Annotated in this window: 12 protein-coding genes; 7 read left to right on the top strand and 5 right to left on the bottom strand. The window is 72.9% G+C overall.

Translation table 11 applies throughout. The features are described from left to right. Positions 1 to 43: 43 nt before the first annotated feature. The gene (galU, locus tag AB0G20_RS31890) at positions 44 to 991 is read right to left on the bottom strand and encodes a UTP--glucose-1-phosphate uridylyltransferase GalU (RefSeq protein WP_361308388.1); all 948 of its coding nucleotides are present in this window, start codon (positions 989 to 991) and stop codon (positions 44 to 46) included. A 351-nt stretch (positions 992 to 1,342) separates the two neighbouring features. Here galU and AB0G20_RS31885 point away from each other — a divergent pair, with 351 nt between their 5' ends. From AB0G20_RS31885 to AB0G20_RS31875, 3 genes are all read left to right on the top strand, one after another. Then, the gene (locus AB0G20_RS31885; protein ID WP_361308386.1) at positions 1,343 to 3,181 is read left to right on the top strand and encodes a ricin-type beta-trefoil lectin domain protein; all 1,839 of its coding nucleotides are present in this window, start codon (positions 1,343 to 1,345) and stop codon (positions 3,179 to 3,181) included. Between the two features lie 859 nt (positions 3,182 to 4,040). Further along, entirely contained in the window at positions 4,041 to 6,425 is a 2,385-nt protein-coding gene (locus AB0G20_RS31880; protein WP_361308384.1) for a phosphoketolase family protein, read from the top strand. A 71-nt stretch (positions 6,426 to 6,496) separates the two neighbouring features. Next, positions 6,497 to 7,120, top strand: a complete 624-nt coding sequence (locus AB0G20_RS31875) for a DedA family protein (protein WP_361308382.1) — start codon at positions 6,497 to 6,499, stop codon at positions 7,118 to 7,120. A 53-nt stretch (positions 7,121 to 7,173) separates the two neighbouring features. Here the strand turns inward: AB0G20_RS31875 and AB0G20_RS31870 are convergent, their stop codons facing one another. Continuing rightward, positions 7,174 to 7,701, bottom strand: coding sequence for a gamma carbonic anhydrase family protein (locus AB0G20_RS31870; protein WP_361308380.1), 528 nt, complete (start codon positions 7,699 to 7,701; stop codon positions 7,174 to 7,176). Positions 7,702 to 7,811: 110 nt separating this feature from the next. Here AB0G20_RS31870 and AB0G20_RS31865 point away from each other — a divergent pair, with 110 nt between their 5' ends. Further along, complete coding sequence (locus AB0G20_RS31865) at positions 7,812 to 8,612, top strand: acyltransferase (protein WP_361308378.1); 801 nt, start codon at positions 7,812 to 7,814, stop codon at positions 8,610 to 8,612. Between the two features lie 197 nt (positions 8,613 to 8,809). Here the strand turns inward: AB0G20_RS31865 and AB0G20_RS31860 are convergent, their stop codons facing one another. Then, a complete protein-coding gene (locus AB0G20_RS31860) occupies positions 8,810 to 9,667 on the bottom strand; it encodes a DMT family transporter (protein WP_361308376.1) in 858 nt (285 codons plus the stop codon). 97 nt (positions 9,668 to 9,764) lie between these two features. Between AB0G20_RS31860 and AB0G20_RS31855 the strand changes: the two genes are divergently transcribed. Next, a complete protein-coding gene (locus AB0G20_RS31855) occupies positions 9,765 to 10,337 on the top strand; it encodes an XRE family transcriptional regulator (RefSeq protein WP_361308374.1) in 573 nt (190 codons plus the stop codon). Between the two features lie 43 nt (positions 10,338 to 10,380). Continuing rightward, the gene (locus AB0G20_RS31850) at positions 10,381 to 10,938 is read left to right on the top strand and encodes a YbaK/EbsC family protein (RefSeq protein WP_361308372.1); all 558 of its coding nucleotides are present in this window, start codon (positions 10,381 to 10,383) and stop codon (positions 10,936 to 10,938) included. Position 10,939: 1 nt separating this feature from the next. Here the strand turns inward: AB0G20_RS31850 and AB0G20_RS31845 are convergent, their stop codons facing one another. Beyond that, positions 10,940 to 12,034 carry a cation diffusion facilitator family transporter gene (locus AB0G20_RS31845; protein ID WP_361308370.1) on the bottom strand — a complete coding sequence of 365 codons (1,095 nt, stop codon included), beginning with the start codon at positions 12,032 to 12,034 and terminating at the stop codon, positions 10,940 to 10,942. 63 nt (positions 12,035 to 12,097) lie between these two features. On the opposite strand from AB0G20_RS31845, the gene AB0G20_RS31840 reads away from it, so the two are divergent. Then, a complete protein-coding gene (locus AB0G20_RS31840) occupies positions 12,098 to 12,457 on the top strand; it encodes a metalloregulator ArsR/SmtB family transcription factor (RefSeq protein ID WP_361308368.1) in 360 nt (119 codons plus the stop codon). 11 nt (positions 12,458 to 12,468) lie between these two features. On the opposite strand, the gene AB0G20_RS31835 is transcribed toward AB0G20_RS31840, so the two are convergent. Next, positions 12,469 to 13,692, bottom strand: coding sequence for a 4-hydroxybenzoate 3-monooxygenase (locus tag AB0G20_RS31835; protein WP_361308366.1), 1,224 nt, complete (start codon positions 13,690 to 13,692; stop codon positions 12,469 to 12,471). Positions 13,693 to 13,721 lie beyond the last annotated feature (29 nt).

Below are 13,721 nucleotides of genomic sequence, written 5' to 3'. Positions count from 1 at the left end.
TCGTGTGTGCGGAACCCCGGCCGGGTGCCGGGGCCTTCGCATGTCAGGCCGCCACGTCCCGGTGCCCGGGGCGCGCGCCGTCCAGCTCCCCGAGGAACCCCCTGAGCCATGTGACGAACTCCGGCCCCAGGTCGGGCCGTTCGCAGGCCAGCCTGACCACCGTGCGCAGATAGTCGGCCTTGTCGCCGGTGTCGTAGCGCAGGCCCTTGAAGACGACTCCGTGCACGGTGCCGCCCGCGGCCAGCTCCTGGAGGGCGTCGGTCAGCTGGATTTCGCCGCCCCGGCCCGGCGGGGTGCGCTCCAGGACGGAGAAGACGGCCGGGTCGAGGACGTAGCGGCCGATGACGGCGTAGCGACTCGGCGCGTGCTGCCGGGCCGGCTTCTCGACCAGGCCCGTGACGCGGACGACGTCCTCCTCGCCGGCCGGCTCCACGGCCGCGCAGCCGTAGAGGTGGATCTGGTCCGGCGGGACCTCCATCAGGGCGACCACGCTGCCGAGCCGGCGGTCGCGGACGTCGAGCATCCGGCTCAGCAGGGTCTCGCGCGGGTCGATCAGGTCGTCGCCGAGGAGGACCGCGAAGGGCTGGTCGCCGACATGGCGGCGGGCGCACAGCACGGCGTGGCCGAGGCCGAGCGGGTCGCCCTGGCGGATGTGGTGGATGCTCGCCAGCCGCGCCGGGTCGCGCACCGCGTCCAGCCGCACGGTGTCGCCCTTGGTCGCGAGGGCCTGCTCCAGTTCGAAGGCGTGGTCGAAGTGGTCCTCGATGGCCCGCTTGTGCCGGCCGGTGACCATCAGGACGTCGTCGAGTCCCGCCGCTGCCGCCTCCTCGACGACGTACTGGATGGCCGGCTTGTCGACGACCGGCAGCATCTCCTTGGGTGTCGCCTTGGTGGCGGGCAGGAAGCGGGTGCCGAGACCGGCGGCCGGGACGACCGCCTTGCGGACGGTGCGGGCGGGGGCGGCAGGGGCGGAAGGGTGGGGGGCGATCATGCGGCCCATGCTGGCGCGCGGAGATGGGAGCGAACCGAGAGTCACATGGGAGCGCGCTGTGGAGTTGGAGATTTCGTGGACCAACCGCCCTTGCGTGCACACAACTTGCGGCCCGCGGCGGCCGGGTTTTCGAAAGCCGGTGCGGATACCGCCGGTAACATAACTGAATTCCCCGCGTTTTGAATCCGGGTCATCCGAACTCCTTGTTACCAGTCAGTCGCATGTGCGAAAGTGAGCCGCCTCACAGCCGAGTCCGCAGCTGACGCGGCATAGGTATGCACCAATCACGCACCTGCTTTCCGACGGACGCGCAATTCGCATGCCGTTCTGCGGCTGGAAGGAAATGGTTCCGTGCAATCCCCCCACCCCCCACGCCCGCCCTACCCGCCACGACCCGGAGCGGGACCCGCGGAGTCCGACCGAAATCTCCTCGCCCGGGTCGGCGACCCCACTGAAGGACCGCGCGCCGTCGCGCTGTTGCTGGCGCGGCACTGGCGGGCCGTCTACGAATACGCCGTGATCTGCCTGGCGTCCTCGGAGGATTCCGCATCGATGGCGGCGGCTGCCGCCTTCCGCAGGGAACTGGCCCGGCCGGGCGGCGGCGCCCTGCGCCCGCGGCTGCTCACGGCCGTCCGCGAGACGGTCGGGGAGTGGGCCGCCGACGACGGCATTTCCGGAGTGCTGCCGGAACTCCGCAAAACCGTCGGTGCGCGCGGCCTGCGCGCCGCCCGGTCCCGTACACCCGAAAGGCGACGCCTCGCGGAGCGCGCTTTCCGGGCCCTTCCGGGGGCTTCCCAATGCCTGCTCTGGCACACGGAGGTCGAGGCCGAGCCCATATCCGTACCGGCCGGTCTGCTGGGGGTGGATGCCGCCACCGCGTCGGCCGCCCTGGAGCAGGCACGCGAGCAATTCCGGTCCGGATGTGTACGGGCGCACCGGGAACTCGCGCCCACACAGGAATGCCGCTACTACAACCGCCTGCTGGACGTTCCCATGCGCCGCGGCGGTGCGCTGCTGCCGGATGTGCAGCGGCATCTCATGGCATGCCGCTACTGCCGGCACGCCGCCGAACAACTCAGCCATTTCGAGGGCGGTCTGGAGGACCTGCTCGTCGAGACGGTGCTCGGCTGGGGCGCCCGTCGCTACCTCGCATCACGGCCGGGCCGCGACGAGGGCCAGGGGGCCCTGCCCGTCGGCGGACGCCATCGCCTCCGGTCCCGCGCCCTGTCGGCGTCCGGCCGGCCGGGGGCGCCGAGAAGGCACGCGAAGGCGCTGGCCGCCGCGGTCGGGGTGACCTCCCTCGTGCTGCTCGCGACCCTGCTCGCCGCCCGGGGCTGGACGGACGAGGGCGGCACCACCGATCCGCAGGCCACCTGGGGCGTGGTCAGCGGCCACTCCGTCGACCCGGACCGCGCGGGACCCTCGTCCGTGGGACCGGACTCCGCGACATCCTCATCCGGAGGATCCTCTGCGGCCGCCTCCGTCGGCACCCCCGTCGAAGTGGCCCGGGGCCGGCTGCGCAACCTCGACGCCGGCCTGTGCCTCGACGTCCTGGGCGGCCGGATCCGGGCCGACGCCCGCATCGTGCTGGCCGCCTGTTCCGCGGGCGGGTCCCAGCAGTGGTCGTACCAGGACGACGGCGTCCTGCGCAGCGCCGCCGACCCCACCCTGTGCCTCGGCTCCGACACCGCCAAGGGCTCGGTCGCCCTGGCCGGCTGCCTCGTGCACACCGGAGTCGTCCGCTACGACCTGACCGTGCGCGGCGAACTCCTGCCGCGTGGCGGCAAGGGCCTGGCCCTCGCTCCCGGGAAGGGCCGGGACGTGATCGTCACCGGGCGCGACGGATCCGGGGCGCAGCGCTGGGCACTGGAAGCGGTGGCCGCCCCCGGAGGTCAGGGGGAGTCCCGGGAGAAGCGGGCCGAGGACACGCCGCGGGAGAGCCGCAAGGAGCGTGGGCGACAGCCGTACGACGACGCCCCGCCCAGCCCGCCGCGCAGCAAGTCCGAGCCCCCGTCGCAGGAGCGGTACGAGACGCGGTACGCACAGGTGGGGTGCTGCGAGGAAGCCGAGCCCGGGGCCGACGAGACCGTCACACGCCCCGGCCCCGACGCCCTCGGCCCCGCGACCGCCACGGTGACCGACGCCGTGACCGACGCCCTGACGGCGCTCCACTCCGCCGCACTGCCGTAGAACGGGTACGGGGCCGCCCGCGCGGGCGACCCCGTAGGCAGAGGATCGCCCGCCCACCCCGCCCGCCCCGCCCGCGGTGTCCGACGGGGAGTCGAGCGGGGCCTGGCCGTCAGCGGCGGGGGCTGCGCCCACGTCGGGCCCGAGCACGCCGGCGGCCCTCTCGACACCATCCGGTCGCGCGCCGCGCGGGTGACCCACGCACTCGGCGAGGACGCCTTCGGCAAGCCCCTCCCGCCGAGCGCGCTCGACCCCGCCTGCGACACCGAGGCGCAGTACGTCGAAGCAGGCCGCACCCAGCGAGTACTGCTTCACGGGAGGCCTGCTCACCCACGCGGCCGACGGCCTGTCCGTGCGCCGCGGGGCCATGAAGCCGGCATCGGGCGCGCCCACCGGCCGTCGATCACCGCGCACGGCGGGGACACCGGTCAGCTGTTCCGGCTGCGCCGGATCACCGCCGCGATCCGGGCCGAGGACGTCGCGGAGGCCGCCCGTGCCGCCCGTGCCGCCCGTGCCGCCCGGGACGTCGTCCTCTTCGCCTACGAGGACGCCATCGAGGACCAGGACCGCACCGGGGCGGTGCTCCAGACGTACTACCCGGGGCACGAGGGCGCCGCCGCGACCACCGCCGTCCTGTTCGGCGGCCGTCTCACCCGGAGCTGCCCGGCCGGCGACGACCGGCACCCGGTCGCCGGGGACCCGCGCCCCTACCCGGGCGTCGGCGACACCGAGCGGGAGGCGGCACTTGACCGAGAGGCGGCGCTTGACCGAGAGGCGGCACTTGACCGAGAGGCGCCTGGCATCGAGCCGGAACAAACTGGTACTCCTCCTGAGTCCGCCCGCAGAACCCAGGGAGTCACTCATGCCCGAGGCCCCGCGCCAGGACAGCAGGACCGCACTGACCGACGAGGAACTGCGCACCCTGGACGCCCACTGGCGGGCCGCCAACTACCTGGCGGCCGGTCAGATCTACCTGCTGGCGAACGCCCTGCTCACCGAGCCGTTGCAGCCCGAGCACATCAAGCCGCGGCTGCTGGGCCACTGGGGCACCTCACCCGGGCTGAACCTCGTCCACACCCACCTCAACCGGGTGATCAAAGCGCGCGAGCTGGACGCCCTGTGCATCTGGGGCCCGGGCCACGGCGGGCCGTCGGTCCTGGCCAACTCCTGGCTGGAGGGCAGCTACAGCGAGAAGTACCCGGACGCGACCCGGGACGCGCAGGGCATGGAGCTGCTGATGCGGCAGTTCTCCTTCCCCGGCGGTGTGCCCAGCCACGTCGCCCCGGAGGTGCCCGGCTCGATCCACGAGGGCGGCGAACTCGGCTACTCCCTCGCCCACGCCTACGGCGCCGCCCTCGACAACCCGGACCTGCTGGTGGCCTGCGTGATCGGCGACGGAGAGGCGGAGACCGGCCCGCTCGCCGGCTCCTGGCACGCCAACAAGTTCCTCGACCCCGTCCACGACGGTGCCGTGCTGCCGATCCTGCACCTCAACGGCTACAAGATCGCCAACCCGACCGTGCTGTCCCGCCTCCCTCAGGAGGAGCTCGACGCGCTGCTGCGCGGCTACGGCCACGAGCCGGTGCACGTCGCCGGCGACGATCCGGCCACCGTCCACCGCGCGATGGCCGAGGCCATGGACACCGCGCTCGACCGCATCGCCGAAGCACAGCGCGCAGCCCGCGAGGAAGGCGTGACCGAGCGCCCGCACTGGCCGGTGATCGTGCTGCGCACCCCCAAGGGCTGGACCGGTCCGGCCGAGGTCGACGGCACACCGGTCGAGGGCACCTGGCGCGCCCACCAAGTGCCGCTGTCCGGCGTCCGCGACAACCCGGAGCACCTGCGGCAACTGGAGTCCTGGCTGCGCTCGTACCGGCCCGAGGAACTGTTCGACGCCGAGGGCCGCCCGGTCGCGGACGTCCTCGCCTGCGTCCCCGACGGCACCAGGCGCCTCGGCGCCACCCCGCACGCCAACGGCGGACTGCTCGTCCGCGACCTGCCGGTCCCGTCCCTGGACGACTTCGCCGTCCCGGTCGACAAGCCGGGCACGACCACGCACGAGCCGACCCGGGTCCTCGGCGACCTCCTCGCCCGGGTCATGCGCGACACCGCCGACCGCCGGGACTTCCGCCTGGTCGGCCCGGACGAGACCGCCTCCAACCGGCTCCAGGCCGTCTACGACGCCAGCGGCAAGACCTGGCAGGACGAGATCCTGCCCGTGGACGAGCACCTGGACCGGCACGGCCGGGTGATGGAGGTCCTCTCCGAACACCTCTGCCAGGGCTGGCTGGAGGGCTACCTGCTCACCGGCAGGCACGGGCTGTTCTCCTGCTACGAGGCGTTCGTGCACATCGTCGACTCCATGGTCAACCAGCACATCAAGTGGCTGCGCACCTCCCGGCGGCTGCCCTGGCGGGCCCCGATCGCCTCCCTCAACTACCTGCTGACCTCCCATGTGTGGCGGCAGGACCACAACGGCTTCTCCCACCAGGACCCGGGCTTCGTCGACCACGTCCTCAACAAGAGCCCCGAGGTCGTCCGCGTCTACCTCCCGCCGGACGCCAACACCCTGCTGTCCGTGGCGGACCACGCCCTGCGCAGCCGTGATTACGTCAACGTCGTCGTGGCGGGCAAGCAGCCCTGCTTCGACTGGCTGTCGATGGAGGAGGCCCGCGCCCACTGCGCCCGCGGCGCCGGCATCTGGGAGTGGGCGGGCACCGAGGACGGCACCGAGCCCGATGTCGTGCTGGCCTGCGCCGGTGACGTCCCGACCCAGGAGACCCTGGCCGCCGCTCACCTGCTCCGCCGGTACCTGCCCGAGCTGGCCGTGCGGGTCGTGAACGTCGTCGACCTCGCCCGGCTGCTGCCGAGCGAGGAGCATCCGCACGGCATGAGCGGCTTCGAGTACGATGGCCTGTTCACCACCGACAAGCCGGTGATCTTCGCCTACCACGGCTATCCGTGGCTGATCCACCGCCTCGCCTACCGCCGCACCGGCCACCAGCACCTGCACGTGCGCGGCTACAAGGAGGCCGGCACCACGACCACGCCGTTCGACATGGTCGTCCGCAACGACCTCGACCGCTACCGCCTGGTCATGGACGTCATCGACCGCGTCCCGGGCCTCGCGGTCCGCGCCACGGCCGTACGCCAGCGGATGGCCGACGCCCGCACCCGCCACCACGCCTGGATCCGCGAGCACGGCACCGACCTGCCCGAGGTCGCCGAGTGGAGCTGGAACGCCTGAGCTCCGAGGGACGTCCTAGGAGCCGGTAGGCTTCCCGTGCACGCAGGGAAGCTCAGGGAAAGGAACCGGCGTTGCACGTCCAGGAGTGGCTCGAAACCGTACCCGCGGTGGCCGTATACGCACTGGTGGGGCTGGTCATCGGCCTGGAAAGCCTGGGCATCCCGCTGCCGGGCGAGATCATCCTCGTCTCCTCGGCGCTGCTGGCGTCCCAGCACGGCGAGATCGACCCCGTCGTCCTCGGCGCCAGCGCCACGGCCGGCGCGATCATCGGCGACTCGATCGGCTATGCCATCGGCCGCAAGGGCGGGCGGCCCCTGCTGGCGTGGCTGGGCAACAAGTTCCCCAAGCACTTCAGCGAGGGGCACATCGCCACCGCCGAGCGGTCCTTCGAGAAGTGGGGCATGTGGGCCGTCTTCTTCGGCCGCTTCGTCGCCCTCCTGCGCATCTTCGCGGGCCCCCTCGCCGGCGTCCTCCGCATGCCGTACTGGAAGTTCGCCGTCGCCAACGTCCTCGGCGGCATCCTCTGGGCGGGCGGCACGACAGCCGTCATCTACTACGTCGGCATCGTCGCCGAGTCCTGGCTGAAGCGCTTCTCGTGGCTGGGCCTGGTGGCGGCGGTCCTGGTGGGCCTCACGTCCATGCTGGTGATCAAGCGCAAGGCGAAGAAGGCCCAGCCGGTACCCGCCGCGGAGTAGCGCGGAGTAGCGCGGAGTAGCGCGGAGTAGCGCGGAGTGGAACGGCCTTCCTGCTAGGCGTGCACCTCGCGGTGCGCCTTGGCCAGCTCGGCGTACATCGTGCCGTTGAGGGTGACGCCCTGCCGCTCCTCCTCCGACAGCTCCCGCCGCACCTTCGCGGGGACCCCCGCCACCAGTGAGCCGGGCGGCACGACCATGCCCTGGGGCACCAGGGCCTGTGCGGCGACCAGCGACCCGGCTCCGATCACGGCGCCGTTCAGGACCGTCGCGCCCATCCCGATCAGGCAGTCGTCCTCCACGGTCGCCCCGTGCACCACCGCGTTGTGCCCGATGCTCACCCGCTCGCCGACGCTCACGGGAAACCCCGGGTCGGCATGGAGCGTGCAGTTGTCCTGGACGTTGCTGCTCGCCCCGACGGAGATCGCCTCGACGTCGCCGCGCACCACGGCTCCGTACCAGACGCTCGCACCCGCGCTCAGCGTCACGCTCCCGATCACCGACGCCGTCGGCGCCACGAACGCCGACTCGTCGATCTCCGGCTCCCTGCCGCCGATCCCCGTGATCATCGCCCGCTGACCCATGCCCGCCTCCCAGCGCCGTAGACAACGCGCACACCGTACGCCACTCGGTGGGGCGAAGATCACAGGCATCCGACGCCGCGGGGTGAAGGGCCGCTGAGTACGGTGAGCGGGTGCCGAAGCGCAAGAACACGTTCTCATCCTGGCGGCGGGGCCTCACACAGCGCGCCGTCCACGCGGGCTGGGCCTGGCTGCAGCGGACGGCCTCCGTCACCGCCGAGCACCCCGGCCGCTACCGCTTCGGCGCGATGGGAACAGGTACCAGGCTCGCCTTCCCGCTCGGCACGGTCTTCGGCGAGCCCTGGATCCACCTCGGCTCCCACTGCATCATCGGCGAACAGGTCACCCTCACCGCGGGCCTGATGCCCGACCTCGACCTCGGCCCGGACCCGATCCTGCGCCTCGGCGACGGTGTCGTCCTGGGCCGCGGCAGCCACGTCATCGCCGACACGACGGTCACGATCGGCAGCGACTGCTACTTCGGCCCGTACGTCTACGTCACGTCGACGAACCACTCCTACGACGATCCGCACGAGCCGATCGGCAAGCAGTGGCCGCGGATGGAGCCGGTGGAGATCGGGTCCGGCTGCTGGATCGGCACGGGAGCGGTGATCCTGCCGGGCGCCCGGATCGGGCGGAACGTGGTGGTGGCCGCGGGCGCGGTCGTGCGGGGCACGGTGCCCGACCACGCCGTGGTGGCGGGCGCACCGGCCCGCGTCGTACGGCGCTGGACCCCCGCCGATGGCTGGCAGCCACCGCTGCGCACCCCGGCGCCGGTACCGATACCGGAGGGCGTCACCCCCGAGCAGCTCCGCGCGCTGTCGGACCTCGACGAGGAGACGGCGGCGCGGCTGGCCGAACTGGACGAGGAGACAGCGGCCGGACTCGCGGAACTGGAGCCGGGATCGTCCTGACGCCCGCGAGGGATCCCTCAGGGCTCGGACGGGCCTCGGCCGTGAGGACTGCCCGAAGACACCCGGCTGGGCGGCCGCCCGGCTTCCGCACCCTGTGCACGGCTCGGATGCGCCAAGTGGAGGCGGTGCGGCGCCTCGGTGCCTGAAGGCCCGGCGGTCGCCCGTGCCCTGCACCCGCTCCGCGCGGTGAGCCCGGCTCAGCCCGATGCCAGCAGTACCGTCCCCACCAGGGCCAGTCCCGCACCCGCGGCCTGCACCGCCCGCAGCCGTTCGCGGAGGACGCCGCGTGCGGCCACGGCCGTCACCACCGGGTACAGGGAGGCCAGCACGGCGGCGACCGTCACCGGGCCGTGCTGCGCGGCGATCGAGTACGTGCCGTTCGCGGCGACGTCCGCGAGGCCGACGAAGGCGAGGGCGGGCAGGGAGCGCCAGGGGAAGCCGTCCGCCGGGAGCGCCGGCGACCCGCGCCGTACCGAGACGTACAGCGCCAGTCCGCCGGCGGCGACGTTCGTCACCCGCTGCACGAACAGGGCGAGGAACAGCCCCGTGAGCGTCGACGACGCCTCGGCGATCAGGGCCATCACCGCGCCGAAGCCGAACGCCGCGAGCAGGGTCAGGGCGATGGCCTGCCGCTGGACGGGGGCGCCGCGGAACTGGGGGCCGCCGGCGAGGCACACACCGGCGACGGCCACCAGAATGCCGACGAACTGCAGCAGACCTGGACGCTCGCCCAGCACCAGGCCCACCCCGACCGGCACGGCCACACCGATCGACCCCAGCGGCGAGACCACGCCCATCGGGCCGAGCGCGAGGGCCTTGTAGAAGGCGAGCATCGCCACCGGCCCGACCAGTCCGGCCGCCACGGCGAACCACAGCTGCGGCCCCGTCTCGCTCCAGCCGCCGGTCGCCACCACCACCGCGCCGAGCACCACCACCGCGATCGACTGCGAGACCACGACCACCGTGAGCGCGGGCGTGCGCCGGGTCAGCAGGCCGCCGCCGAAGTCGGCCAGCCCCCACAACAGGCTGGTGGCCAGGGCGAAGAGCGCTGTCATGGGACGGATACCTCGCAGTACAGTTCAATGAACGATCAGGTCAACCACACCATAGTGCAGCTCATTGCACTGTGTCATACAGAATATTGGACGGAACGTGTCGGACCTCGACCTGCTGACCCAGTCCCTGGCGCGGAGCGTCAAGCACTGGCGCGCGGTGCGCGGCTTCACCCTGGACGTGCTCGCCGCCCGGGCGGGCGTCAGCCGCGGCATGCTCATCCAGATCGAGCAGGCCCGCACCAACCCCAGCCTCGGTACCGTCGTCAAGATCGGCGACGCGCTCGGCGTCAGCATCACCACCCTGCTCGACTACGAGCAGGGCCCGAACGTCCGCATCATCCCGGCAGGGCAGGCCGTACGGCTGTGGCACACCGACGCCGGCAGCTACAACCGGCTCCTCGCGGGCACCGAGGCGCCGGGCCCGCTGGAGATGTGGGACTGGCGGCTGATGCCCGGCGAGAGCAGCCCGTCGGACCCGCACCCCGCCGGCACGACCGAACTGCTCCACGTCACGGCGGGCGAACTGACCCTCACCGTCGACGGCGTCGAGCACCACGTGCCCGCGGGCGCCAGCGTCCACTTCGAGGCCAACGTCCCGCACACCTACGGCAACACCGGGGACGCGCCCATGGAGATGGTCATGGCCGTCTCGGTGCCGCCCGTGTCCTGAGACGCCCGGTCCGCCGCCGGTCCGCAGTTGTTAGCGTGCCGACATGCGCGCACCCATCGGACACTTCGACAACGCCCGTCCGGCCCCCGCCTGCCTCGACGAACTCACCGGCCCGGTCGCCGACGCCGTACGCCACTGGTCGGGCAGCGTCCCTGCCGACCAGATCGTCTACGTCGACACCGAACCGGAGTGGGCCGACACCGCCACCTTCGTCGAGCACTACGGGCAGGACCTGCTGGAGCGGTCCGCGAACTGCGTGGTCGTCGCGGGCAAGCGGGGCGGCGAGTCCACGCTCGCGGCGTGCGTCGTGCTGTCCACCACCCGGGTCGACGTGAACGGCGTCGTGCGCCGCCAACTCGGCGCCCGCAAGGCCTCCTTCGCCTCGATGGACACGGCGACCGGTGAGACCGGCATGGAGTACGGCGGCATCACCCCGCTCGGCCTGCCGGACGGCTGGCCCGTCCTGGTGGACGCAGCCGTCGTCGACCTGCCGTACGTGCTCGTCGGCAGTGGCCGGCGGCGCGGCAAGCTGCTCGTCCCGGGCAAGGCGTTCGCGGAACTGCCGGGTGCCGTCGTGCTGGAGGGGCTCGGGGTCTCCTGACTCACGCCGCGATGTGATGGGCCAGCGGAAGATGCGGGTCGCTCTCGCCCGGGGCCGGCTCCGGATCCGCATGCACCAGGGCCGCGGTCAGACGCGGTACCGCGTGCAGTAGCGCGTGCTCGGCGTCCACGGCGATGCGGTGGGCCTCGCGCACCGTCACCTCGCCGTCCACCACGACCGCCACCTCGGCGCGCAGCCGGTGGCCGATCCATCGCAGCCGCAGCTCACCCACCCCGCGCACCCCGGGAACCTCGGTCAGGGCCCGCTCGGCCCGGTCCACGAGCGCCGGGTCGACGGCGTCCATCACCCGGCGGAACACCTCCCGGGCCGCGTCCCGCAGCACCAGCACGATGGCCGCGGTGATCGCCAGCCCGACGATCGGGTCCGCCAGCTGCCACCCCAGCGCCGAGCCTCCGGCGCCCAGCAGCACGGCCAGTGAGGTGAAGCCGTCGGTGCGGGCGTGCAGTCCGTCGGCGACCAGCGCGGCCGAGCCGATCGAGCGGCCGACGCGGATGCGGTAGCGGGCCACCCACTCGTTGCCGGCGAAGCCGACGACGGCGGCCACGGCGACCGCCGGGACGTGAGCGACGGGTCGCGGATCCAGCAGCCGGTCCACGGCCGCCCAGCCCGCGAAGGCCGCGGACGCGGCGATCGTCAGCACGATCACCAGGCCCGCCAGGTCCTCGGCCCGCCCGTAGCCGTAGGTGAAGCGGCGCGTGGCCGCGCGCCGGCCCAGCACGAAGGCGATCCCGAGCGGGACGGCGGTCAGCGCGTCCGCGGTGTTGTGCACCGTGTCCCCGAGCAGCGCCACCGACCCGGAGACGGCCACCACAACCGCCTGGGCCAGCGCCGTCACGCCGAGGACGCCGAGCGAGACCCAGAGCGCCCGCATCCCGCGGGCCGAGGACTCCAGGGCGGAGTCGACCTTGTCGGCCGTCTCGTGGGAGTGCGGGGCCAGGAGATGGCCCACCCGGTGGCGCAGACGGTGCCGGTGCCCCTGGCTGTGCCCGTGCCCCTGGCCGTGCCTGTGCCCGTGGTCGTGCCCCTGGTCGTGTCCGTGGTCATGAGGGTGGGAGTGCTCGTGCCGGTCGCTCACGTGGATCCCCTTTCGGTGCGCGCGAGAGTGGACGTACCCGTGCCGTGGCGCCATTATGTGCGTATGAGCGCACGCATGCACCTGTCATCTGCGCATGATGCGCATCCGCGCAGCCCCGGCGAGGAGCAGTTCGCACTCGCCGCCGAGCTGCTCGCCCTGCTGGGGGACCGCACGCGGCTCGCCCTCCTGCACGCGCTGACCGGGGGAGAGGCCGACGTCACCACGCTCACGGAGGCGTGCGGGGCGGCCCGGCCGGCCGTCAGCCAGCACCTGGCGCGACTGCGTCTCGCGGGCCTGGTGACCACGCGAAAGGAGGGCCGCCGGGTGATCTACTCACTGCGCGACGGCCATCTGCGCCGGCTCGTCGACGAGGCACTGAATGTGGCCGACCACCGTCTCAGCGACCGACCCCTGCACGACTGATCACGGCCAGGTCAGTAGCGGGCCGCGGTCCCGAGGTACTGCTCGGCGAAGGCGGCGGCCGCCGCGGGCGAGGTGAACAGGCGGCGCAGCCGCGCGAGCGTGGTGCCCGCGCGGAACGGGTCGCCCGCCGCAGAGCCGTGGTACACCTCGGACAGCCACTGCGAGAACTCCTGGTAGTCCCACACACGCCGCAGACACGCCTCCGCGTAGCCGTCGAGGCCGCTGTCGTCACCGGTGGTCAGCCGGGCGACCAGGGCGTCGCCGAGCAGGAAGGCGTCGTGCAGGGCGAGGTTCATGCCCTTGGCGGCGATGGGGGCGACCAGATGGGCCGCGTCGCCCGCGAGGTAGAGCCGGCCGTGCACCATCGGCTCGACCACGTAGTCGTGCATGTCCAGCACGCGCTTCTCGATCAGCCGCCCCTCGGTCAGCGGCGGCACCCCGGCCGCTCCGAGGCGCTCCTGTAGCTCCGTCCAGACCCGCTCGTGCGGCCAGTTCTCCGGGTCGTCACCCGGCGGGCACTGGAGGTAGTAGCGGGTCACCTGCGGGCTGCGGGGCATCTGGCCGGCGAAGCCGCGCGCGTGGCAGCCGAACAGCACGCAGTCGGCGGACGGCGGTGCCTCGGCGAGCAGGGCCAGCCAGCCGATGCCGTAGTCGTGCCGCGCGATCCGGATCCGCTCGGGCGGGAGCGAGGCCCGGGTCGCCCCGCGCGCCCCGTCACACCCGGCGACGAAGTCGCAGTGCACGACCTGGCGTTGACCCGTCTCGGGGCAGGTGTACGACACCGACGGCCGGTCTTCGTCGAGGTCGTGGACCCGCACGTCCCGGACGCCGAAGCGGATCCGGCCGCCCCGGACGTCGGCGTACTCGCGCACCAGGTCCGTCACGAGCAACGGCTGCGGATAGACGAAGTGGTGGCTGCCCGTCAGCTCGCCGTACGGGAACCGGTAACGCTCTCCGCCGAAACGGAACTCGCACGCGGTGTGCAACTCCGCGCGGTCCAGCAGGTTCCGGGCCAGGCCCCGCTTCTCCAGGCCCCGCACTGCCCATTCCTCGATGACCCCGGCCCGGGGCCGCTGTTCGATGAACTCCCGGGTCTCGGTCTCCAGCACCAGGCAGTCCACGGACGCGGCCCGCAGGACGTTCGCGACGGTCAGACCAGCGGGTCCGGCGCCCACGACGACGACCGGAACGCGGTGCGGGGGCGACGATTCGGTGCGGGGGGCCGGCGAAGTCACCCGCACATTATGTCGACCCGCACCCCGAG

Source organism: Streptomyces sp. NPDC024017, assembly GCF_040638895.1.
GTDB lineage: Bacteria > Actinomycetota > Actinomycetes > Streptomycetales > Streptomycetaceae > Streptomyces.
The sequence above is the reverse complement of the archived record's forward strand: the minus strand, read 5'-3'. Positions and strand labels throughout refer to the sequence as shown.

Bases quoted from the DNA above. Each gene is read 5' to 3' on its own strand.
- AB0G20_RS31870 (WP_361308380.1), bottom strand. From the start codon at position 7,701: ATGGGTCAGCGGGCGATGATCACGGGGATCGGCGGCAGGGAGCCGGAG.
- galU (WP_361308388.1), bottom strand. From the start codon at position 991: ATGATCGCCCCCCACCCTTCCGCCCCTGCCGCCCCCGCCCGCACCGTC.
- AB0G20_RS31850 (WP_361308372.1), top strand. From the start codon at position 10,381: ATGCGCGCACCCATCGGACACTTCGACAACGCCCGTCCGGCCCCCGCC.
- AB0G20_RS31860 (WP_361308376.1), bottom strand. From the start codon at position 9,667: ATGACAGCGCTCTTCGCCCTGGCCACCAGCCTGTTGTGGGGGCTGGCC.
- AB0G20_RS31880 (WP_361308384.1), top strand. From the start codon at position 4,041: ATGCCCGAGGCCCCGCGCCAGGACAGCAGGACCGCACTGACCGACGAG.
- AB0G20_RS31840 (WP_361308368.1), top strand. From the start codon at position 12,098: ATGAGCGCACGCATGCACCTGTCATCTGCGCATGATGCGCATCCGCGC.